Here is a 22875-nt window from a genome sequence, read left to right as displayed (position 1 = left end):
ACGACAACGAGTGGGGCTACTCCAACCGGGTGCTGGACCTGGCCCTGCACATGGGCGGCCTGGCCTGATAAATTAATACTAATTTTTACTTGCGTTCCCCGGGAGTACTTACGATTAGCCGGGGAATTTATATTTTATCAGCAGACGTCGGGGTGTTGACACGGGGAACCATTTTATTTAACATAGAAATGCTTAACGTCATTAAATATTAAAATAACAAAGTAAAATCTGTGCATGCTTTGAAGCAAAGGAGTGGTAACAGATGTACCAGGAATCCAGACGCAGGATCTTGCTGGCCGGACTGCTCCTGGGCATGTTTTTCTCCTCGCTGGACCAGACCGTGGTGGGAACAGCTATGCCGCGCATCATTGGTGAACTGGGCGGCCTGGAGATCATGACCTGGGTGACCACGGCCTATATGCTTTCCTCCACGGCCATCGTGCCGGTGGCCGGCAAGCTGGCCGACCTCTACGGCCGGCGCATCATGTACGCGGGCGGGATAGTGCTGTTCATGCTGGGGTCGGCTTTGTGCGGCACCAGCCGGAATATGACCGAGCTGATTATCTTCCGGGGCCTGCAGGGGATTGGCGGCGGGGTGATGATGCCCATGGCCATGACCATTGTGGGGGACATCTTTCCGCCGGAAAAGCGTGGTAAATGGCAGGGCGTAGTAGGTGCCGTTTTTGGCCTTTCCTCGGTGATTGGCCCTTCCATCGGCGGTTGGATTGTGGATTACAGTTCCTGGCGCTGGGTTTTTTACATCAACATTCCGGTGGGTGTGCTGGCGGCAGTGGCCATCTATGCCGGTTTGAGTGGCGAAAAGCGCTTTAAAGAACAGGTGGCTATTGACTATGCCGGCATTGCCACGCTGGTGGCCGGGGTGGTATGCCTGTTGCTGGGGCTCAACCTGGGCGGTCAGCAGTACCCCTGGGCTTCCTGGCAGATAGAAGGCCTGCTGGGGGGAGCGGCTGCTCTGCTGATTGCCTTTGTGCTGGTGGAGCGGCGGGCGGTGGAGCCTGTAATGAGCCTGTATCTTTTCCGGAACAGGGTCTTTACCATTACCAGCATCACCGGTTTTTTGATGGGCATGGGCATGTTCGGCGCAATTATGTTTTTGCCGCTCTTTTTACAGGGGGTGGTGGGGGTGAGCGCCACCCGTTCCGGCAATACCATGTTGCCCATGATGCTGGCCATGATGTTTACCAGTATGCTGGGCGGGCAGTTGTTGAGCCGGCTTTCGCTGCGCAGCATTCTGGCCGCCGGCATGGGCTTGATGGTGCTGGGCTTTTATTTGCTCAGCACCATGACGGTACACACCGGGCAACTGACGGCCATTTTATACATCATCGTGCCCGGGCTGGGGATGGGCCTGATTATGCCCACCCTGACGGTGGCCGTGCAAAGCGCTTTCCCGGCCGAGCAGCGCGGCGTGGCCACCTCGGCCACCCAGTTTTTCCGCAGCATTGGCGGAACGGTGGGCATGACAGTGCTGGGAGTGGTGCTAAATAGCCGTTCCCTGGACTTGCTGCAGGGACAAATGGCCGCGTTGCCGCCGGCGGCCGGGCAGCGGCCGGGCGCTCTGCCGGCAGAGATCTGGCAAAAGATGACCGCCGATCCCCGGGGCCTGTTCAATATACTGCTCAGCCCGGAGGCCCTGGCCAAATTGCCGGCCGGGGTAAAGGGATTCCTGCTGCCGCTTTTGAAGAACACCCTGGCCCAGTCCCTGCACACTGTTTTTCTGGTGGCCATGTCCTTTGCTCTGGCCGGTTTGCTGGTCAGTTTGGCCCTGGGCAATAGCGGCCGGTTAAGTTTTAAAAAATGTTAAGCTGGCGTTTAGAAAATTTTTATAATTGCCGGTTAAAATAGGGAAAAAGGACGGCCGCGGGTAATTTTGCGGCACAATGGAAAAGGAGTGGATAAAATGACCGAGATTGGCCAGGTATACAAGTGCAATATCTGCGGCAATATCGTAGCCATGGTACACGGGGGCAAGGGACAGCTGGTGTGCTGCGGCCAGCCCATGGTGCTGCAGGCCGAAAATACGGTGGACGCCTCCAAAGAAAAGCACGTGCCGGTAGCCGAAGCCCAGGGGGATAAAGTGGTGGTGAAAGTGGGCAGCGCGCCCCACCCCATGGAGGAAAAGCACTACATCGAGTGGGTGGAACTGAAAGCGGGCGACCGCTCCTGCTGGCAGTTCTTGAAGCCCGGCCAGGCGCCGGAGGCCGTGTTTGAAAATGTCAGTGGTCCCTATACGGTGCGGGCTTACTGTAACCTGCACGGTTTGTGGAAGCTGGGTTAAGGGAAGCGGAACAGGTGAACCGGTCTGCTTATCGTACAAGATGAAGCGGACCGGTTTTTGTTATCTAAAAGCGCTTCATTAATCCCTTTACTGTTTATTGGTTGGCCTTTAGGGCGGCTTTGCCACGGCCGTTGTACTGCGTAGCAGTATGTGCTGTGGATCTGGTAAAGGATTTTTGTGTTCAGACGGGTGAAGCCGGCAGCATGACCTGCTTTACCCGTTCCAGGCAGCGCAAGTCGGCCAGGGGGTTGCCCTGCACGGCCAGCAGGGCGGCCGGCGCGCCGGGAATAATTACCCCCGGCAGAGCACCGGCAATGCCCAGGATGGCGGCATTGCCCCGGGTGGCCAGGCGCAGCACCTGTACAGCCGGCAGGCCAGCTTCCCGGTAATAGAGCATTTCCTGCAGCAGGCCCCGGCCGTGTTCCACGCCGCTGGCGCCGGCGTCACTGCCTACGCCCAGCGGTACGCCCAGCTCCCAGGCTTTACAAAGCATCTCCTGCTGGCGGCGGTAGGTTTTTTCAATTACCTGCCGGCTTTCGGCCGGCCAGCCGGCGGCCTGCGCCGTGCGCACCTGGTTGGCCACCGGCACGATGGTGGGCAGCCAGGCGGTTTGCTTTTCCGCCATTTCTTTTAAGCAGTCCTCATCCAGGAAGTAGCCGTGCTCTACGGTGGCGGCGCCGGCCTGCAGGGCCTGCCGCACACCGGCCGGGGAGTTGGCGTGGGCCATTACCCGGCGTCCCAGGGAGCGGGCTCTGGCCACCAGAGCCGTCAGTTCTTCCTGGGAAAAGTGCAGCGCCCCCACCTGTCCGTAGTGGGTAAAGCTGACCACACCCGAAACCAGAATTTTAATCCAGTCTGCGCCCCGGGCGGCCAGTTCCTCCAGCAGGCCGCCCAGTTTTTTTACCGGCCAGTCAGGTCCCAGAAAGCTGCCGTAGCGCTGCGGGTGGCGCAGGGCCATGCCCGTGGTGTGCAGCAGCGGCCAGGCCGGTTTTTGCTTTAGCCGGTAGTGCAGGGCGGTGGCGGCGGCGTCACCCCCATCGCGCAGGGCGACCACTCCGGCGGCCAGCCAGGCTGCGGCGTGTTTGGCCACGCGGGGCATATACTCCGCCTCGCTCTGCCAGGCCGCCCGGCTGGCGGCAAAATCCCGCCCGTCCAGGCCCAGGTGGACATGGGCATCCAGCAGCGGCGGCAACAGGGTGCAGCCGGGCAGGTGCAGCAGCGGTGCGCCATCCGGCCACTTTTCACCGGTACTGCCAGCCGGGCGGGATGGAGAGGTGCTGCCCGGGTCCGGTGCCGGTTGAGCGTGGTTGTTAGTATGCGGGTAACTGGAAATGGCTGCAATGCGCCCCTGTCTGATTTGCAGTCGGGGCCGGGGGAGAAGGGTGTCGCTAACGCCGTCCCAGAGCCAATCGGCCTGCACACACAGGGTTTCATCTGGTAGAATATATCTTGTAGTAGAAGTCATGGAAAACCTCTCACGGGTATTTCTCATACATGGTTTTTGGTGTTCAATATAAGTTGGGGTAGTGGGGGATTCCCCCTGGGTAGTAATTCGCGCTTCTTTATATCCTTCCTGCCGGTAAAGTAACGGTTGCCCGGTTGAGGACGAACTAAATCTTTAGAAAGAGGTGTGACAGATGGAAAAACAAACCTTGGAACAAGCTGGGTCATCCGGGGAACCCGGGGAAGCAATTGAGCCAAGCGGTGAAACTTTTTGGAGCAAAATCAAGCGGAGCAGAGCTTATAAAATACTGGCGCCCATTTTGTTCTTGCTGGCTCTGGCCGGCAAAGTGCTCAAGCCTCTGCTGGTGGTGCTCAAACTCAGCAAACTGGGTGGTACATTTATTTCTATGTTGAGCACCGTGGTGGTTTATGCCCTGTTCTGGGGCTGGAAGTTCGCCCTGGGTTTTGTGCTTTTGATTCTGGTGCACGAAAATGGCCACATGCTGGTCGCTCGCCGCGAGGGGTTGCCGGTGAGCAACCCGGTTTTCATTCCTTTTGTGGGTGCCTTTATCAACTTAAAGGAAATGCCCCGCGATGCCCGCCAGGAGGCCGCCATCGGCCTGGGCGGGCCGCTGCTGGGCGGCCTGGCCTCCCTGGTCTGTCTGGGCGTTTTTGCCCTGGGAGGCGGGAGCTACTGGCTGGCCCTGGGCTACACGGGCTGTTTTTTAAACCTTTTCAACCTGGTGCCTTTTTCTTTCCTGGATGGCGGGCGTATTGCCACCGCCATTTCCCTGTGGCTGTGGCTGCCCGGAGCTATTCTGCTGGGCGTGCTGGCCTTTAAGCTGGGCAATCTGTTGCTGGTGGTGATTTTGCTGCTAGGCCTGTGGGAGGCCTGGGGCATATTTAAAAAGCGGCATTCGCCCGAGTTTACTGCCTACTACGACCTGCCGGGCGCTTTTCGGCTGCGCATGGGTTTGGTTTACCTGAGCATGCTGGTCGTGCTGGGGTTGGGGATGAGCTATGCCCATGATCTGCTGGTCCGTTTACAACCGCAGTTAATCAGGTGATGCTTGCAGCTTGTACCTGGTTATGGCATAACATAGAATAACTTACTAACATCTGACCAGTAGGGGGTCAGGTTATTGTTACAGGCAAAATTTATCTTTCCAAATAGCAGGGAGGGGTGAGGGCTTGCGCTTTCTGCACACCTCGGACTGGCACCTGGGGCGCGCCTTGGAGGGGCGCAGCCGTCAGTCCGAACAGGAACAGTTTGTGGACGAGCTGTGTGCCATGGCCCGCGACCAGCGGATCGATGCGGTGCTGGTGGCCGGTGATGTCTTTGACAGCTTTAACCCGCCGGCCTGGGCCGAGCAGCTCTTTTACGAAGCGCTGGACCGCCTGGCGGAGGGCGGGCGGCGGGCGGTGGTAGTGATTGCCGGCAATCACGACAGCCCGGAGCGGTTGACGGCGGCCCGCCCCCTGGCCGGGCGGCAGGGCATTTACCTGCTGGGCCGGCCGGAGGAAAGTGCGGGCGGCAGAATTGGGCACGGAGGGCTGCTGGTGGCGGATGATAGGGAAGGAACTGGCCCGGGAGAAAATACGGCCGGTGGCCGGATCGACGGGGGAGTGCTGGATTGGAGCGGCGAATCCGCAGGAGAACATGATTCCGGGGGCGGTGGGTGGATCATGCCGCTGGAAATAGCTGTGCCGGGCTGTGACCACCGCGCTGTGCTGGCCGCCCTGCCCTACCCCTCCGAGGCCAGGCTGCGCCAGCTGCTACAGGAGTCGCTGGTTGACGAGGCGGCCAGCCAGCGGGCTTATGCCGTACGGGTACGCCAGCTTTTGGCCGCTCTGGCGGCTGGTTTTCAGCCGGACACGGTGAATATTGTGGTCAGCCACCTCTTTGTGCAGGGTGGCCTCAGCAGCGATTCCGAACGGCCGGTGTATTGGGTGGGCGGTGCGGCTGCTGTGGGGCCGGACGATCTACCGGCTTCCGCCCAGTACATCGCCCTGGGCCACCTGCACCGCCCCCAGCGGGTGGCGGCGCCCGTGCCCTGCCGCTATGCCGGTGCACCCCTGGCCTACAGCTTTGCCGAGGCCGGGCAGGCCAAATCGGTCAGCGTGGTGGAGGTAAGGCCGGGGCAGCCCGCCCGGGTGGAGGAACTGCCTCTTTCCTGCGGCCGCCCGCTGGTGGTGTGGCAGGCCCGGGGGCTGGAGCATGTTTACCGCTGGCTGGAGGAAGGAAGGGACACCCGGGCCTGGATCAATCTGGAGGTGCAGGTAACCGAGCCGCTCTCCCGTCAGCAAATTCAGGATTTGCGCCGGGCCTGCGATCGTTTTGTGGACATCCGGGCCATCTGCCCGCAGGCGGCGGAACAGGTGCCCCTGGAAAGCCGCGCCGCTCTGCCGCCCGGGGAGCTGTTTGCATCCTTTTACCGCTCCCAGCGGGGTGCCGAGCCCGATCCGGCTCTGGTCCACCTTTTTCTGGAGATACTGGGCGAGCAGGGCGAGCCGGGACAGTAAAGGGGAATTTTCCGGGCAAAGGAGTACAACTGCCTTATGAGACCCTTGCATTTGAAAATTTGTGGCCTGCACAGTTTCAGCGAGCCTCAGGAGATTGATTTCCGCCAGCTGTGTGCCGCCAGCCTGTTCGGTATTTTCGGCCCCACCGGCAGCGGCAAGTCCACCATTTTAGATGCCATCACCCTGGCTCTCTACGGCAAGGTGGACCGGGCCGCCCGCGGTACCCAGGGCATTATGCACCATGCCGTGGACAGGCTGGAGGTGCAGTTCACTTTTGCCCTGGGGCAGGGTGGGGAGGAAGCGGTTTACCGGGTGGAACGGGTGTACAAGAGGACGGGTGAGCACACGGTGCAGCAGCAGGCTGCCCGGCTGGTGGAGGTGGCCGGCGGGGTGGTGCTGGCTGAAAAGACCGCCGTGGATGACAGCGTGCAGCAGCTGCTGGGCCTGACCCACGAGGATTTCACCCGGGCCGTGGTGCTGCCCCAGGGCAAGTTTGACGAAGTGCTGAAAAAGGTGCGGCCGGCTGACCGGTTTAAAATGCTGGAGCGCCTTTTCGGCCTGGACGAGTATGGTGACAAATTGAAGCAAAAGGTGGAGCGGTGCCTGCAGCAGGTGCAGGAGCGATATGCGGCCGTGCGGGGCGAACTGGATGGTTTGGGCGATGCTTCCGCCCGGGCTCTGGACCAGGCCCGGACCGTCCTGGAGCAGGCTCAGGCCCGGGAAAGCGCCCTGGCCGGGCAGCTGGCCGGGATGGAGCAGCAGGAAAAGGAATGGGCCGCGGTCTGGCAGTGGCAGCAGGAACTGGAGCGGGTGACTGCAGAGCTGGCCCGGCTGGAACAGCAGGCGGCGCGGATTGAGCAGCTGCAGCGGGTGCTGGAAGCGGCCGGCCGGGCGGATTTGGTGATGACCCACGGCGAGGAATTTCAGCAGGCCAGCCGGGCCGCCCGGGAGGCCGAGCAGGCCCTGAGGCTTTTGCAGGAACAGCTGCCCCTGTTTCGCCGTACACTGGAGGAAGCAGAGCAGGCTACCCGCCGGACGGCGGAGGAACGGCGGCGGCAGGAGCCGGTGCTGCTGGAACAGCGCAGCCGTTTGGAACAGGCCGGGCGTCTGGAACAGGAACTGGCCGGTCTGGAAGCTCAGGGCCGGGAACATAAGCAAAGGCTGCAAAAATTGGAACAGGAACAGAAAAAGCTGGCCCTGCAGCGGGAGGAAAAAAGTCGCCGGCAGGAAGAGATGGGGCGGCGGCTGGCCGACTGTCGCCGGGAGCTGGGTCAGGTAACCCTGCCCTATGACCTGCGCCAGCACCTGGACGAAGCCTGGCTGCTCTGGCAAAACTGTCGGGAGGCCGAGGAGCGCTGGAGCAGGGCTGCCAAGTTGAGCAACAATCTTCAGGCCGGCCTGGATCCGGCTCGGGTTGCGGCCGGGGTGGCGCAGCAGCAATTGCAGGAAGCGGAAAAAACAGTGCAGGAGCTGGAGCAGGCTTTGGAGGAGGTCCGCCGGGCCGACCTGGCTGCTGAACTGGCGGCCGGTCTGGCAGAGGGGCGGCCCTGTCCGGTGTGTGGCTCGGTCCACCATCCCGCCCCCGCGCTGCCGGTGGCAGGGGGGGGAATGATGCGCTTGGATGAGCGCCTGGCAGCAGCCCGGCAGTCCCTGGAACAGGCCCGGAACCGGGAAAAAGAGGCCGCCAGTGCTCTGGCCGCGGTGCAGGCCAGAGCCGAGCAGGCGGCGGCTGAAGAGAGCCAGGCGGCGACCGCCCTGGCCGGGCAGAAACAGCAGCTAAAGACGGCGTTGCAGGTGCTGGGCCGCCTGGCAGCAGACGCCCGGGCGAAAGGCCGGGTAGTTGCGGATGACTTTCAGCGGCTCTGCCGGCAGGCCTGTGAGCAGCCCGAACTGGTAGCCGAGCTGCGCCGGCAGGTGCAGGAAGGGGAGAGGAAAAAGGAAGAATTAGAAAAAATACGGGCGACCCTGGAAGAAGAATACAGCACGCTGGAGCGGGAACTGACCACTGGCGAGGAACATTTGCGGGAGCTGGCCGTGGCTTTGACAGCAGGGCAGGCCACGCTGGGTGAACTGCGGCGCCAGTACAGAGCCGTTAAGGAGCAGCTCACGGAGCTCACCGGCGGGCGGCCGGTGCAGGAATTGCTGCCGGTGGTGCAAAAACAGATGGCGGATCTGAGCGCGCAGGAGGAAGAAACCCGCCGGGCGGCCGAGGAGGCCGCCGCCGCTCTGGCCAGCCGGGAGAAGGAACTGGCGGTGCAGCAAAAAGAAGCCGAGCTGGCCGCCCAGCGCCTGGAGCGAGCCCGGCAGGCCCTTAAGGCAGCACTTACGGCCAGCGGTTTCGCCACGCTGCAGCAGGCGCAGGCGGCCTGGCTGGATGAAGTGCGGCAGGCCGGGTACCGGAGGGAAGTGGAGCAATACCGGCAGCAGCGGGAGCGCCTGCTGGGGCAGCAGCACAGCCTGCAGGAACGGCTGGCCGGGCGGCGGCTGGCGGCGGCAGAATGGCAGCGGTTTGGCCAGGAGCTGGAAAAGCTGCGCCGGGAGTATCAGAGCGCCCTCCAGGCAAGCGCGGTGGCCGGAGAGGCGCTGAAAAGCATCGAGAGTGCCCATACGCGCTGGTGTGAGCTTACGGCACAGCTGGCCGAACTGGAAAAACAGCGCGGCCGGCTGGAGGAACTGAAAAGCCTGCTGCGGGGCAATGCCTTTGTGCAATTTGTGGCTCAGGAGCAGCTGGTGCACATTGCCCGGGCTGCTTCAATCCGGCTGGGGCAGCTCACCCGCTACCGCTATGCTCTGGAGGTAACGGGTGAAGGCAGCTTTATCATCAGCGATCAGGCCAACGGCGGCATCAAACGGCCGGTGAGCAGCCTGTCCGGCGGTGAAACCTTTTTAGCCTCCCTGGCTCTGGCCCTGGCTCTCTCGGCTCAGATTCAACTGAAAGGGCGGCACCCGCTGGAATTTTTCTTCCTGGACGAGGGCTTTGGCACACTGGATGCCGGGCTGCTGGATACAGTGGTGAGCACGCTGGAGCAGCTGCGCCTGGAAAACCTGCACATCGGCCTGATCAGCCATGTGCCCGAGCTGCAAAAGCGCCTGCCCCGCCGCCTGCTGGTGCACCCGCCCGGCCCGGACGGCCGGGGCAGCCGGGTGGAACTGGAAGTTGGTTAGATCAGGACTGCCTGGCTCCGGCCTGTCCGCTGATGCTGTCGGCGAATTGGTTCATGTCCCCGGCCATGGCGGCAATCTGTTGTACGGCCAGAGTGATTTGCTCGGCCGCTGCGGCCTGGCGCGAGTCAATCAGGGCGGTCTTCTCCTTGATTTCCTGGAACAAAAGGTTCAAGGAACCCCTGATATCCTGGATGATCTGCTGGATTTCCTTGGCCGCCGCGCTGCTGCGCTCGGCCAGTTTGCGTACCTCGTGGGCCACCACGGCAAAGCCCCGCCCGTGCTCGCCGGCCCGGGCGGCCTCGATGGCCGCATTGAGGCCCAGCAGGTTGGTCTGGTCGGCCACCTTTTTAATGAAGTCCAGTACCTCGCCTGTCTTGTTCAGGTGCACCTCGGCACCGCCCACATTGGCCTGCAGATCGTTCTTGTGCTGGCCTACGATTTCTCCCAGTTCCTGCAGGCTGGTGGGGATGGAGCTCACGGTGCGGCTGAGCTGGGCGGCGGTTTCAGCCAGCCAGGCCGCCTGACGGCCCATGTCCTGCAGCAGTTTCTCCTTGTTCTCCACCAGCATGTACATCAGACGGGCCACCTTGGGGTGGGCGATGACCGTCTGCTCGTTTTTGACTTCGGCCAGTTTGGCCGCCACCTCCTCACTGCCCGTGACGTTGATCAGAATGTCCAGTCCGGGCAGGGCGGCCAGCCGGGCGAAGTCCGGGAAATAAGGCACACCCAGTTCCCGGGCCAGCACCACGCCCGGCGCATCGTTGCGCAGGTCGGAAATGCCGGCGATTTGCACCTCACCCAGTGTGGAGAGCACCTGCAGCATGGCCTGGCCGCCGCGCCCGCCGCCCACAATGCCTACGGTTAACATGAAAATTCTCCTCTCTTTTTAAACAATTCTTCAGCAAGAAGCATTTTTGCTTTGACCGTCCGGGTTTATAGCGTATCCGAATGGAGGGCAAAATAGAAGGTAAAATTGTTCACTGGTTCAGTTGTACACTGGCCTTCATTATACTTTTAAGTTTATATTGCATTAAAATTAAGTCAATATTTTCTAGATATGATACAAAAATCAAATAATTCTACCATCTGCTTGCCCGGGCCCGGCCAGCTTTGAAAACACGACCCAGGACAAAAAACAACAGCCTGCTCCGGCAGGACACTGGCCCGGTTGGGCGGTGTGTTGGAGCAGGCTTGTTTTTTCTCACCAGCAGGTCAATTAACCTACTTCTCCCGGCAGTTCGGCGTGGCGAATTTCGCTGATGCGGTTTTGTTCGTCTACCATAACCACGGTGGGGCGGAAGGCGGCCGCTTCCTCCGGGGTGAGCAGGGCGTAGGCAATGATGATCACCGTGTCGCCGGGCTGCACCAGCCGGGCGGCGGCGCCGTTCAGGCAAATTACGCCCGAGCCGCGCGGGCCGGCAATTACATAGGTCTCCAGCCGGGCCCCATTGTTGTTGTTCACCACCTGCACCTTTTCGTGGGGCAGGATGCCGGCCGCTTCCAGCAGGGCCGCATCAATGGTGATACTGCCCATATAATTCAGGTTGGCCTCGGTGACGGTGGCCCGGTGGATTTTGCTTTTAAACATGGTCAGCCACATGGACCTGTTTCATCCTTCCAGTACAATATTGTCGATCAGCCGGGTCTGGCCGAAGCGCACGGCTACGGCCAGCAGGGCTGGTCCGGCCAGGTGGGTGATTTCTTCCAGATGGGGCAGGGAGCGGATTTCGCAGTAGTCGATCCGGGCGCCGGGGGCGCTGCTGATCTGGCGCTGCACCATTTCGGCCAGCCGGGCCACATTTTTCTCCCCCTGCCGCACCGCCTCCCGGGCGGCCAGCAGGCTCTGGTAGATCACCGGTGCGGCGGCCCGCTCCTGGGGGCTTAAATAGACGTTGCGCGAGCTCATGGCCAGCCCGTCGGCCTCGCGCACCGTGGGTACGGTGACAATTTCCAGGGGCAGGTTCAGGTCTTCCACCAGGCGCCGGATCACCAGCACCTGCTGGGCATCTTTCTGGCCGAAGTAGGCCCGGTCGGGCTGCACTATATTGAACAGTTTGGTGACCACGGTGGCCACGCCGCGGAAGTGGCCGGGACGGGAGCGCCCGCACAGGCAGCCGGTCAGGCCGGCTACGTCCACATGGGTGCTGAAGCCGGGCGGATACATCTCGGCTGCCTGCGGGTGGAATACAGCGTCCACCGGCACGGTGGCGGCCAGCTTAAGATCCCGTTCCAGGTCGCGAGGGTAACGGTTAAAGTCCTCGCTGGGGCCGAACTGCAGCGGGTTGACAAAAATGCTGATGATTACCACGTCGCACTGCTGACGGGCCTGGCGCATCAGTTCCAGGTGACCATCGTGCAGGTAGCCCATGGTGGGCACAAAGCCGATGCTTTTGCCCCGGCGGCGGTTTTCGTTTACCAACTGGCGTACCCGGGCTATTTCGGTCAGTAACTGCATGGTAGGGCTCCTTTTAATACAGTTTTTCCAGCACGGTTTCATCCAGGCCAAAGCCGTGCTCCGGTCCGGGGAAGGCGCGGCTCTGCACTTCTTCCCGGTAGGCGGTTAAAGCAGCCATGATGTTTTCGTGCAGCTGGGCGTAGCGCTTGGCAAATTTGGGCGAAAAGCCGCCGTAAAGGCCCAGCAGGTCGTGGGTGACCAGTACCTGGCCGTCGCAGTGGGGTCCGGCACCGATGCCAATGGTGGGTACGCCCAGCTTTTGGGTGACCAGGGTGGCCAGGGGGGTGGGCACGCATTCCAGCACTATGGAGAATACGCCCGCCTGCTCCAGGGCCAGGGCATCGTCCAGCAGTTTGCGGGCGGCCGCTTCATCCTTGCCCTGCACTTTGTAGCCGCCCAGCTGGTGGATGGACTGGGGGGTGAGGCCCAGGTGCCCCATCACCGGGATGCCGGCGTTGACGATGGCTTTCACCTGGGGCAGTACTTCCCGGCCGCCCTCCAGCTTGACGGCCTGGGCCAGGCCCTCCTGTAGCATGCGTCCGGCATTGCGTACGCTTTCTTCCACCGAGATGTGGTAAGAAAGAAAAGGCATGTCGGCTATCACCATGGCCCGCTTTACGGCCCGGGTGACCGCTTTGACGTGGTGCAGCATATCTTCCATGGTTACCGGGATGGTGGATTCATATCCCAGCACCACATTGCCCAGGGAGTCGCCCACCAGGATGGCGTCGATGCCCGCGGCGTCCACCAGCCGGGCGGTGGGGAAATCATAGGCGGTGAGCATGGTCAGCGGCCGGCCTTCCTGTTTGGCCTGCCGGAAGTAGGCCGTGGTCACTCTCGGGTTGCTCATGGGGCGGTTCCTCCTTTAATATTTCGGCCAGGGCCAGGGCCTGCCGGTGATCGATTGTGCCCTTTTCCAGGGCGATGTTAACAGTATATTGTCCCAGAGTGCGGTATAAATGCGCCAGGTGGCCGCCCGCCTCGGCCAGGGCGGGCAGGTGGCCGCGCAGGGTGGGGATGTCGCCGCGGGCGATGGGGCCGGTGAGGGCCTGCACCGGGCCCACAGCGGCAATGTTGTTCAGCGTGCCCTGCACCAGGGGCTGCAGTGCAGTAAAGGCTTCCTGGCGGGACAGGCCAAATCTTTCATACAGCCCGGTGGCGAAGTGCAGCAGGGCTACCAGGTAATTGGAAGCAATGCAGGCTGCCGCGTGGTAGAGCGGTTTGTCCTGGGCCCGGATGTGAAAGCTCTTGCCCTCCAAGTCGGATACAATTTGCTCGGCCAGGGGCAGAGCGGCGGCATCGCCTTCCAGGGCGAAATAGGAGCCTGGCAGGTTGCGGCGGGCTGTCTCCAGATCGGCAAAGGACTGCAGCGGGTGAATGGAGACGGCCAGAGCGCCGGCCTGCCGCACGCCCAGCAGTTCGTCGGCGCTGTGGGCGCCGCTGGTGTGGGCCACCACCTGGCCGGGATGGTAGGCGCCGGCTTCCGCCAGGTGAGCGCTCACCGGGGCGATTTCCCGGTCGGGGGTGGTGATCAAGACCAGTTCGGCGCTGTCCACCAGCGGCAGGGGTGAATCAAAGGCCGGGGCGCCGGTCAAATCGGCCAGGCGACAGGCCGAGGCAAAACTTTTACTGGCAATGCCGGCCAGCGGGTAACCGCGCGCTTTCAGCAACAGGGCCAGGGCGCTGCCCACTTTGCCGGCTCCGATGATGGCCGTGCGGGGCTTTTGGGTCATGGTTCATTCCCCCGTATGGATGAATGTTTACCAGCATATCTGGTGGCTATTAGATTGTTTGCCAATTATTGCTGGAATATGACAAAATATTACTCAAAGTCACGCAAAAAGCGCCCTGCGGGATCTCCCAGGGCGCAGTGTTATGCTCGCATGAGGCATCACTCCCCGTCTCGGTCCTTCCCGGCTCCAAGCGGTAAAATTGTAGCTGATGATGGCGGGTTGGTGCGGGTACGGTTTTGCCGGAACAAATACCGTCCCTCCCGCTTTCGCTTTTATTTTATCACCGGCCTTTGCTGTTGACAAGTGTATACAGTGAATTTGACTGAAAAATTATTCAATTAATGGATAAGCTCCGACCCGCCCGGATTCACCATAGAGCAAGGTTCTCGTTGGAGGGGGATTGGCCAGAGCCTGTTAACTTTTTTCACTCGGGTGTTACGAAAAGCTGCTTGCTGGCGTCTATATAGACAGAGAGTATTAAAGGTGATTATATTGTCCCGCCACCCGGGATGGGTGGGCCGGTGGGTGAAGGGGGATGCTGTTTGCTGACCGCTGCTGGAAAAGCGCCTTTTACCGAGGTTTATGAAGCAAATTTTGCCCGCATTAACCGCTACCTGCGCTATCGCCTGGCCGATTCCTGGGAGGCCGATGATTTGACAGCCCAGGTGTTTTTAAAGGCACTGGAAAAATATGACTATTTTCGGGGCGAGGTTCCGGTACATCTCTGGCTCCTGCGCCTGGCCCACAACCTGCTGGTGGATTACTACCGCCGGGGACGCGTGCGCCTGGAGCCAGTCAACCTGGAAGGGCTGCCGGCTGCAACAGTGGCCGTGGCCGCAGATACTCCTGAAGAACGCCTTTTGCAGGAAGAAGAATTACGGCAACTGCGGCTTTGTTTGCTGGCGCTGCCGGCCGACTACCAGGAGGTGCTGTCGTTGCGCTATGGTGCCGACCTGAAATTTGCCGAAATCGGCCGGGTCCTGGGGCGGAGTGAAGCTGTGGTGCGCATGTGGCACTGGCGGGGTCTGAAAGCTCTGCGCCGGGCCTTGGTGCAGCAGGGAGAAAAAAAGCGAGGTGAGGAAAAGTGTCCGGAAACCATCGAGACGGCACGGATGGCGGCAAGATAACCAGCCTGGAGGAATGGCAGGAGCGCCGCCGGGGTGTGGAAAATATAGAGTTTTTGGCCGAAAAAATGCGTCGCCTGCGCGCGGCCATGCCGGTAAACGAAGAGCTGCGCCGCCAGCTGCGGCAACAGCTGGCCGGGCGCCTGACCGGGTCGGGGCCGGGATCCGTCCGGCCGTCCGGGGTTTGGCCGGACGGGGTGGAGGCCGCCGGTGCTGCCGGGAGGGAAAGCGCTGGGCAGACCAGCCCTGGCGGGGTGCGTACCTCCCGGGGGCGGGGAGTGCGCTGGCCGGGTTGGCGCTGGTCCTGGCTGGCGGTGCTGGGTATGGTGCTGTTGCTGGTGGCGGGGCTCATTTATTACCGGCAGTTGCCCCGCCATCTGGTGGTTACCGCCCGGCAGGAAATGGGCGGTTTTCTGGCGACGGGGTCCCGGGAAGCTCAACTGCAACTGGCTGTACCGCCGCAAGGGGATTATTTGCTGGCTGCCGCGCACGGTCGGCTGATTTTGCTGGACAGGCAGGGCGGCCAGCGGGCCGTACTGGGCCAGCCCCAAGAACAGTACACCTGTCCGGCCATATCGCCTGACGGGCAATATCTGGCCGTGGCCCGCACGGTTTCCGGCCGGGGAACCGGGATTTGCCTGGTCGAAATGCCCGACTTTCACACCTGGCAGCAGTTCGGCGCCGCCCTGAGCGAAAAACTGCGGACGGCCCGGCGTTTGTCTGTACCGGAAGAAGTTGGCCGGCTGGTCAATATATACTGGGCGCCCCTGGGGCCCAAGCTGGTTTTTTCCGGGTTCAAAGACGGGCAAAATGACGGGCAAATTTATATTACCAGCTGGCAGGAAGACACCCGGGGCACCTTGGTTCAGCATACCGAGTTCTTAACCGGGGGATGGGCTGCCGGCTGGTCGCCCGACGGGCGCTGGCTTTTACTCACCCGCTCCCCGGAGGGGGAAGAAAAGATTTACCTGCGGCCCAATCCCTGGCTTTTCACGCAGTATGACGGGCTAGAAGTGTTTTTGGGCGTAGGCGGTCGGCCCCTCTGGCTCAAAGATGGTTATCTGCTCTTTGTGCGGCCGGTGCAGCAGGAAGTGGTACTCACTTATTCGCCGGATGGCTTGCCCGGCCTGGTGCTGAGGCGCTGGGAAGAGGAGCTGTGCTGGGTGCGGCCGGAAGGGGATTTTTCCCGGTGGGCTCCGGCAACCCGCTTTAGGCCGATAGAGCGGGCTGCGGTTTTGCTGCCCGCGGAGAGTGGGTTGCCCACCGCGGTGCTGGAGTGGGTGCAGCGTATGGAAGCCCGGGGGATGCAGCGGGCCCGGCTGGCCCTGCCGCCCCAGCGCCGTTATCTGGAGCTGGTTGCCGGTGAGGAAAAAGAAGGGCGCCGGGTGGTTTATTATGTGCTGAGCCAGCAGCAGCGGCTGAACCTGGGCCGGCTGGAGCTGCTGGAGAGAACCGGTGAGGAGGAGAACAATGAGCAGAAATAAACTGGGCGGTATATGGGCTCTGGCTTTGCTGATCTGGCTGGCGGCCGCCCTGCCTGGACAGGCCGGGGTGCTGCTGGAAGTGACGCCGGGCCTGGGCGGCATCTACAAGGGAGATACCGTATTGCCTCTGCAGATCCAGATCACCAACCAGGACAGTGGCCCTTTGCAGGGGGAAATTCGCTTGGAGAAACGGGTGGCCCGGGGTAAGGTGCCCCAGGAACTGCCTTACGACTACCGCCTGGCGGTGCAGCTTTCGCCCGGTGAGCGCCGGATTTATAACATGGTGTTGTCTCCTGAAATGAGCAATTTTTTCAATTACGGAGATGGGGACATTTATGTGGTGCTGGAAAGCGCCGGCCGGGTGCTGGGCCGGGTCAGGCCGGGCGGCACCAATGTGCAGGGAGGGCGGGTCTGCCTGGTGGGCGAGATGGAGCTGCTAAATTCGCCGCTGGTAGCCTATCTGAACAAGCAGCTGGGCAACAGCCTGACCGTGAAATACCTGCCGCCGGAAAAGCTGCCTGTGCAGGGAGCGGCCTGGGATAATGCCGACTGGCTGGTGGCCTCTCCGGCTCAGCTGGCGGCTCTGGACTCGACCCGCAGCCAGATTTTAAAGCAGTGGCTGGCCCGGGGCGGGGTGCTGGTGCTGCCGGGCCCGGGCCACGAACTACCCCCCGACTTGTCGGCGCTGCAGGAGCACCTGTACAACCGGCTGGATATTCCGGGGGGCGGGCAGCTAAAAACCTATCTTTATGGCCGGGGTTTTGTGCTGACTGCTGACCGGTCGCTTTCCGCCCTGGCGGCACTGCCCGCTGAACTGTGGTCGGCCTGGTTGCCCTTGGCTGAGGAAAAAGTTAAAAATGCGTTAAGCGCCCAGAGCGCCTTTCTGGCCGACCAGGCCGGATACTGGCCGCTGCCCCGCCTGGTTCGGGCGGGAACCCTGTTTGCCCTCTGGCTGGTCTACCTGTTGCTGGTAGGCCCCGGTTTGTACTGGCTGTTGAAACGCCGCGGCCGGACGGCCTGGATGTGGCCGGCCGTGCCCGCCCTGGCCCTGCTGACCGCGCTGGCCATCTACCTGGCCAACCCCCTGACGCGGGTGGGAGGTTACCGGCAGCAGACCCTGGCCCTGGTGGATGTGCAAACCGCCCGGGAGCGCCAGGTGCACCTGGGGGCAGCGGTTTTCCTGTCCCGGGGCGGCCGGCTGATCCTGCAGTCCGGGCCGGGATTTCTGCTCTGGCCGGGCTTCGGCGACCGGACGGAAGGTGTTTTGGTTCAGCAGCGGGATGAAGAGCAGACCATCTCTTACAGTAATGTACCCTATAGCTCCCAGCGGCGGCTGCAGGGTGGCGGTTACCTGTCCGGTCAGGGGCAGATACAGGCTACTCTGCACTTTACCGGGGATATACTTACCGGTACTCTGACCAATACTACGGGAGTGGATCTGTATGATTGTTACCTGACGGCGGGCGGACACCGCATTGCTCTGGGGGAGATCAAGGACGGCCAGAGCAAGCAAGTGGCCGTGCGTCCCGGGGACTGGATTGTGGATGGGCCCTGGCGCGGAGATGTGAAACCAGTGCCGGAAGCAGTAGTGCAACAACAGTATGAGGAACAGCGCCGGCGGATGGAAAGTGAACTGGCCGGGGGGCAGCAGGAGGACTCTTTGCTGGAAGACTGGCGGCGACGGCAAATGCTGGATGTTGCCCAACCGGGAGAAGGCCTTTATTTTTGGGGCTGGAGCCGGCAGGAAGTGCCTGCCTTTAAGGTGCAGCAGCCCGGGGGTGGTTCCGGGCAGCAGCTGGTGCTCTGGCGGCAGCGCCTGTATCTGGGCCGCCCCGGGGAAGCTTTTGGATTGCCCGCCGGTACTTTGCTGCCGGCCAGTGTGGTTAATCAAACGCCTACCGCTCGGGAAGAGGTTTACAATCTGGCGGAAATACTGGGCAGCGCCCGCCTGCGCCTGACCGGTCTGCAGCTTGCTGCGCTGCCCGAGCTGGCGGGACGCAGCGTGAAGATCTACAACCAGCAAAAGAAGACCTGGCAGCCGGTTGAACTTCCCTGGCGGGTCGACGGGGCTGCGGCCGGCCAGTATCTGCTGCCCGGCGGCCGGTTGAAATTGCTCATTACTGCTGTGGAGAAAGATGTGCCGCAACGCGGGCTGCTGTCTGTGCAGGGGGTGGTGGAAAGATGATCCGGATGGAAGGTTTGCGCAAAAATTTTGGTCATACGGTGGCCCTGGACGGCCTGAATTTGCATGTACCCCCCGGCTGCATTATGGGCCTGGTGGGGCCCAATGGAGCGGGCAAGACTACGGCCATGAGCATACTGGCCACCCTGCTGCCGGCTGATGGCGGCCATGCCCAGGTGGGGGAGTACGATGTGGCCGGACAGCCCGGCGAAGTGCGCTCCCTGATCGGTTATATGCCCGATTTCTTCGGCGTCTATGACGGCCTGACCTGCGAGGAGTACCTGAACTTTTTTGCCGATGCCATGGGCCTGCCCGGTGCAGGACGGGAAGGACTGATTGCCAGCCTGCTGGAACTGGTTAACCTGGCGGAAAAGCGCACCGAATATGTGGACCTGCTCTCCCGGGGCATGAAACAGCGCCTGGCCCTGGCCCGCTGTCTGGTGCACGACCCGGAAGTGCTCATTCTGGACGAACCGGCCTCCGGTCTAGATCCGCGGGCCCGGGCCGAGCTCAAGGCCATTATCCGGCAACTGAAAGAGATGGGCAAGACCGTGCTGATCAGTTCGCATATTTTACCCGAACTGGCCCAGATCTGTGACCAGGTGGCCATTATGGAACAGGGCCGGGTGATTGCGGCCGGCCCGGTGGAGGAAATTACCGGCCTGCAGGACGCCGGCCAGCCAGTGCAGCTGGAGGTACTGGATGACGGGGCCCCGGTGGCCGCTTATCTGGGTAATGTGGCCGGAGTGACCCGGGTGCAGCAGGCGGGACGGAAAATAACCTTTCTCTGGCAGGGTGAGCCGCGGGGGCTGGCGGAACTGCTCGCCCGGCTGGTGCAGACCGGCTTTCCGGTGTTTTCCTTCACCCCGCAGCGGCGCGACCTGGAAGAAATCTTCATGGCCGTAACCAGGGAGGAGGATGAGCATGGCCGTTAATCCGGTCCTGAGCAAGGAAATCCGCCAGCGCTTTCACAACTACAAAGCGGCCCTGATGGTGGCCGGCTACCTGCTGGCCCTGGGCAGCTTTATTCTGGGCTTCATTTACCTGAACTGGCAGCACCGGCCGGGCTATTTCCAGCCCGGCCAGAACCGGGAAATTTTCATCATGCTGGTGCTGGCCCAGTTTGCCCTGCTCTGCTTTGTGGTGCCCGGTTTGACAGCCGGCCTGATCAGCGGTGAGCGGGAAAAGCAGACCCTGAACGTACTGCTCACCACCCGCCTGAGCTGCCGCAGCATTGTCACCGGCAAGCTGGCTGCCGCCTGCCTCTTCTTTGTCTTGTTGCTGGCGGCTTCGCTGCCCCTTTACAGCATGGTTTCGCTCTATGGCGGCTTTGCCCCGGGGCAGACTGCCGCTGCCTTCGGTATTTATTTGCTGAGCATGTATCTGTATGGTGCGCTGGGCCTGGCCTGTTCGGTGTTCTTTCAGCGCACCGGGGTGAGCACGGTGGCCACCTACGGGATGGCCTTCTTTTTGAGTGTGTGCACCGGCCTTTTGGCCATCTTCTTCTACCAGTTTTTGCAGCCGCCCGGCGGCTATGCTGGTGCCCTGCCGCCCCTGCTGGTGCGCCTGCTGTTGGCTATCAACCCGGGAGCGGTGCTGATGGCCATTTTGGAGCCGCGGGCCGGTCTGCCCTTTGGCGGCCTGGGGCTGCCCTACTGGCTGATTTACACTCTGTTCTGCCTGGGGCTGGGCACGGCGCTTTTGGTTTACAGCAGCTATGCTTTAAACCCCCTGCGTCGGCGGAGAAAGCGCTTTTGGCGGTAATCCCGGGGAATGGCCCGGTGGAAAAGCAAAGAAGCTGTCCAGACGCAGTGTTTGGACAGCTTTCTTTTAGCCTGGAGGGGCTTTTTAGATACTGGTTGGTGCAGATAGATAGGTAATTTGCATAAAGTAATGTCCATTCTCCTGGATCACTTCGCCTTCACCCAGCAGTACCTCACCGGCATAGATCTGCACCTTTAGTTGGCCAGCCGAAAGGGGTATTTTAGCGCCCACCTGCCAGGCGGCAATCTGACCGGCCCGGCTGCTTATTTTGCCCAGCAGCAGGGTTACCTGCACAGGCAGGGAGAGGGCGGCGGAAAGATTGGGCAGGTCATTTTGCTGTGCAGCAACCGGTCCAGCCAGAGCAGGGGCGGAAACAGGCGGGGTGGCAATTGCTGGCGGGGACACGGCCGGTGTATCGGATGGGGCGGCGGTTTCTCCCGTGTCAAACCCCGCTTTCATCAACAAGTAATTGGCTTCGTCCCGGGCTGCTTCTACGCTGGTGATTTGCATGATGGTGGTTTTGACTATGTCTCCAATGGTTGTCTCAAAACGGGCCACCACTACCGGTTGATCGGTGGGCAGAGGGGTTAAATCGGCGTTGACCAGATCCCGGACCATGGTGGCGACGGGAGGAGTAATGTCAATGGTTACCCCGAACATATCGGTCATGGCGGTGGAAGCGGAACCAATCATCTGGTTCATGGCTTCCTGGGCGGCGCTTAGTTCCAGTTCGGATAGTTCAATGGGTAGGGCAATCTGCCCGTCTCCGCCCATCATCAGGTTGGCAATTACAGCCACTTCTTCTTCGGTGATCACCAGCACATTAAAGCCGTTCAGGCCGCTCTTGAAGCCTACCTGTACCAGCAAGTAGGGAGTATCGTAGCTCTTGAAAACTTCTTCCTGCCGGCAGACAATAAGCTGGGGATAGCCAATGGTCACCTTTTGACCCAGGAGTTGGGACAGGGTGGTGGCGGCTGTGCCCATGCAAATATTGCCTATTTCTCCCACGGTATCCAGTTGCTCGGCTGTCAGCAGGTGGCTGAAGTCTTCAGGCAGGGGTTGGTCGGCATAACGGGCAAACAGGGCATCGATTTCGGCCTGGGATAGTACGCGCTGGCTCAAGGCAATTCCTCCAGAATTTATCTTTTAAGTAGTTAGGCGTAAGGGCACTTTATAGCAAGGTATTTCGACAAAACCGAGGCAAATCCTTTTAATTTTTAACATTCACTTAACAATTTCTCCATAAAGCACAAACTAACTATTGGCTCCTATTGGCAATTGTTCAGCCCTTCCATCGCCCTGGTAAATTGAATAATAATGCAGGCCGCTTGCCAGACAGCCCTGTGGCTGCTTCCAAGCGGCCCGTAATTTTTGTGGCTTATTTAACAGTCGAGTAATTAATTCGTCGGCAGAGAAGCCAGGAGTGATGCTAGATTGCGATACCAGGGGGTGGGGCTCCACAGGGTGCCGATGCCCACAATATCCATATGGTCGGTGGATTCCAAAAGACCCAAGTAGTGCCAGCGACCGGGTCGTGCCTGCCCGTTGTAATGAACAATGGTGTCACTTGAACCGATGTGCGGACCGGACATGGAGCAGGTGTTGACTACGCCATCATTTTTCCACCAGTTGCTGTCTATTACCACCCGGTTCGGCACATTGCGGGTATAGGCGCCCATGTGCAGGGCGAAGGGTATGAAAATAGGGTTCATGCTCAGTTCCGGTATTTCATGGCCGGTGACTGGTTCGCGGAAGGTGGCCTCGGTACCATATGAGAAGTAGTAAATGTCCGGTTGGGCTTTTACCCATTTGTTTAGTTCTCTGGCACCGTCCGGACTAAGATCCCAGGCGCTGATATCGTGTGTTGATTTCCAGATGCTGCTGTTCCAGACCCTGTTGGCATAGCTGGCAAAAGTTTCGCCTGGTTGGCGCTTCAGCCCCCATTGATCCAGTTTGAAATCGTAAACCAGATTGTCCGCGCTCAGGCCGCTGGCGGCAGCTACTAATGCGACTGTTTGCTGGGCAAATGGTAACATTCCGTTCACAGCATCGGCCAGAGTAGTGCCGTCGTGCGGGGTGGAAATGGTGGTGATGCTGTGGATCCAGGACTTTTTCTGGCCATTAAATAGTGGTGATAATTCGCTGGGTGGGGTGGTGGCAATTTCATCTGGATCGCCATTTTCCAGTAACTGAGCTAGTAAGCGGATTGTTTGCCCGCCCATACTGTGGCCAATCAGGTGGATCTTTACGGTTTTGCCCGTAGATGGGTCAACTTCTCCCCAATTGGGTAACAAGCCTTGGTAGGTGCGGCCATAACGGGCGTGTCCGTATTTGGCGGCGTGTGCTTTGCCGTAGTCTACCCGGCCGCCTTTAATGAAAGCATAAAGCTCGCAGGCTCTGTCCCAGTTGCTGGAAAACGGCCCCACGGCAGCGGTGTATGTTTGATAACCGGCACTTTTCAACTTTTCCTGCAGGTCAGTGAAGCCGCCCCAGTACTTAAAGCCCAGCATTTCGTCACGTCCCCACCCGCTAAAACCGTGTACAAGTACTATGGGGTAGTTGTTTTGCCTTTCGGCTGCGGTAGCCGGCCCGCCTCCCAGAAGGAAGGCTGTAACCAGCAGGCAGAGCATGGTGACCAGCAAAAAATGTAATTTTTTTGCCTTTAGCACAAGCTTCCCTCCCTGGTGTTAATTTGAATATAAT

The 22875-nt window shown here is 60.7% G+C and carries 17 protein-coding genes and 1 pseudogene; 10 read left to right on the top strand and 8 right to left on the bottom strand.

Translation table 11 applies throughout. The features are described from left to right. The first annotated feature begins 262 nt into the window (after positions 1-262). Together ACUVTU_RS09475 and ACUVTU_RS09470 are read left to right on the top strand one after the other, a co-directional pair. The gene (locus tag ACUVTU_RS09475) at positions 263-1825 is read left to right on the top strand and encodes an MDR family MFS transporter (protein ID WP_445889719.1); all 1563 of its coding nucleotides are present in this window, start codon (positions 263-265) and stop codon (positions 1823-1825) included. 96 nt (positions 1826-1921) lie between these two features. Continuing rightward, a complete protein-coding gene (locus ACUVTU_RS09470) occupies positions 1922-2299 on the top strand; it encodes a desulfoferrodoxin (protein ID WP_445889718.1) in 378 nt (125 codons plus the stop codon). Between the two features lie 181 nt (positions 2300-2480). Here ACUVTU_RS09470 and ACUVTU_RS09465 read toward each other — a convergent pair whose 3' ends face one another. After that, positions 2481-3764, bottom strand: coding sequence for an amidohydrolase family protein (locus ACUVTU_RS09465; protein WP_445889717.1), 1284 nt, complete (start codon positions 3762-3764; stop codon positions 2481-2483). A 172-nt stretch (positions 3765-3936) separates the two neighbouring features. Between ACUVTU_RS09465 and ACUVTU_RS09460 the strand changes: the two genes are divergently transcribed. From ACUVTU_RS09460 to ACUVTU_RS09450, 3 genes are all read left to right on the top strand, one after another. After that, positions 3937-4809, top strand: coding sequence for a site-2 protease family protein (locus ACUVTU_RS09460; RefSeq protein WP_445889716.1), 873 nt, complete (start codon positions 3937-3939; stop codon positions 4807-4809). Between the two features lie 124 nt (positions 4810-4933). Further along, entirely contained in the window at positions 4934-6265 is a 1332-nt protein-coding gene (locus ACUVTU_RS09455; protein WP_445889715.1) for an exonuclease SbcCD subunit D, read from the top strand. Positions 6266-6301: 36 nt separating this feature from the next. Then, positions 6302-9430, top strand: coding sequence for an AAA family ATPase (locus ACUVTU_RS09450; RefSeq protein ID WP_445889714.1), 3129 nt, complete (start codon positions 6302-6304; stop codon positions 9428-9430). Position 9431: 1 nt separating this feature from the next. On the opposite strand, the pseudogene ACUVTU_RS09445 reads toward ACUVTU_RS09450, so the two are convergent. From ACUVTU_RS09445 to ACUVTU_RS09425, 5 genes and pseudogenes are all read right to left on the bottom strand, one after another. Then, positions 9432-9776, bottom strand: a pseudogene (locus tag ACUVTU_RS09445) (methyl-accepting chemotaxis protein); the annotation flags it as partial. Positions 9777-10646: 870 nt separating this feature from the next. Next, on the bottom strand, positions 10647-11030 hold the full coding sequence (gene panD / locus ACUVTU_RS09440; protein WP_445889713.1) for an aspartate 1-decarboxylase: 384 nt from the start codon (positions 11028-11030) through the stop codon (positions 10647-10649). 9 nt (positions 11031-11039) lie between these two features. Next, the gene (panC, locus tag ACUVTU_RS09435; RefSeq protein WP_445889712.1) at positions 11040-11885 is read right to left on the bottom strand and encodes a pantoate--beta-alanine ligase; all 846 of its coding nucleotides are present in this window, start codon (positions 11883-11885) and stop codon (positions 11040-11042) included. A gap of 13 nt (positions 11886-11898) precedes the next feature. Next, the gene (gene panB / locus ACUVTU_RS09430; RefSeq protein ID WP_445889711.1) at positions 11899-12735 is read right to left on the bottom strand and encodes a 3-methyl-2-oxobutanoate hydroxymethyltransferase; all 837 of its coding nucleotides are present in this window, start codon (positions 12733-12735) and stop codon (positions 11899-11901) included. Further along, entirely contained in the window at positions 12653-13618 is a 966-nt protein-coding gene (locus tag ACUVTU_RS09425; RefSeq protein ID WP_445889710.1) for a Rossmann-like and DUF2520 domain-containing protein, read from the bottom strand. The genes panB and ACUVTU_RS09425 overlap by 83 nt, the downstream gene beginning before the upstream one ends. 542 nt (positions 13619-14160) lie before the next feature. Between ACUVTU_RS09425 and ACUVTU_RS09420 the strand changes: the two genes are divergently transcribed. The 5 genes from ACUVTU_RS09420 to ACUVTU_RS09400 are packed head-to-tail and all read left to right on the top strand — an operon-like array spanning position 14161 to position 20172. Then, positions 14161-14745 carry an RNA polymerase sigma factor gene (locus ACUVTU_RS09420; protein ID WP_445889709.1) on the top strand — a complete coding sequence of 195 codons (585 nt, stop codon included), beginning with the start codon at positions 14161-14163 and terminating at the stop codon, positions 14743-14745. Then, positions 14703-16226, top strand: coding sequence for a TolB family protein (locus ACUVTU_RS09415; protein ID WP_445889708.1), 1524 nt, complete (start codon positions 14703-14705; stop codon positions 16224-16226). Before ACUVTU_RS09420 ends, ACUVTU_RS09415 begins: the two co-directional genes overlap by 43 nt. Then, the gene (locus ACUVTU_RS09410) at positions 16213-18411 is read left to right on the top strand and encodes a hypothetical protein (protein ID WP_445889707.1); all 2199 of its coding nucleotides are present in this window, start codon (positions 16213-16215) and stop codon (positions 18409-18411) included. The genes ACUVTU_RS09415 and ACUVTU_RS09410 overlap by 14 nt, the downstream gene beginning before the upstream one ends. Beyond that, positions 18408-19343, top strand: coding sequence for an ABC transporter ATP-binding protein (locus tag ACUVTU_RS09405; RefSeq protein ID WP_445889706.1), 936 nt, complete (start codon positions 18408-18410; stop codon positions 19341-19343). The genes ACUVTU_RS09410 and ACUVTU_RS09405 overlap by 4 nt, the downstream gene beginning before the upstream one ends. After that, positions 19333-20172, top strand: coding sequence for an ABC transporter permease (locus ACUVTU_RS09400; protein ID WP_445889705.1), 840 nt, complete (start codon positions 19333-19335; stop codon positions 20170-20172). Before ACUVTU_RS09405 ends, ACUVTU_RS09400 begins: the two co-directional genes overlap by 11 nt. A gap of 84 nt (positions 20173-20256) precedes the next feature. Here ACUVTU_RS09400 and fliY read toward each other — a convergent pair whose 3' ends face one another. Continuing rightward, positions 20257-21294 carry a flagellar motor switch phosphatase FliY gene (gene fliY / locus ACUVTU_RS09395; RefSeq protein WP_445889704.1) on the bottom strand — a complete coding sequence of 346 codons (1038 nt, stop codon included), beginning with the start codon at positions 21292-21294 and terminating at the stop codon, positions 20257-20259. A gap of 275 nt (positions 21295-21569) precedes the next feature. Continuing rightward, entirely contained in the window at positions 21570-22841 is a 1272-nt protein-coding gene (locus ACUVTU_RS09390; RefSeq protein WP_445889703.1) for an esterase/lipase family protein, read from the bottom strand. Positions 22842-22875: the final 34 nt, after the last annotated feature.

It is taken from the genome of Desulfurispora sp., assembly GCF_052744395.1.
The sequence above is the reverse complement of the archived record's forward strand: the minus strand, read 5'-3'. Positions and strand labels throughout refer to the sequence as shown.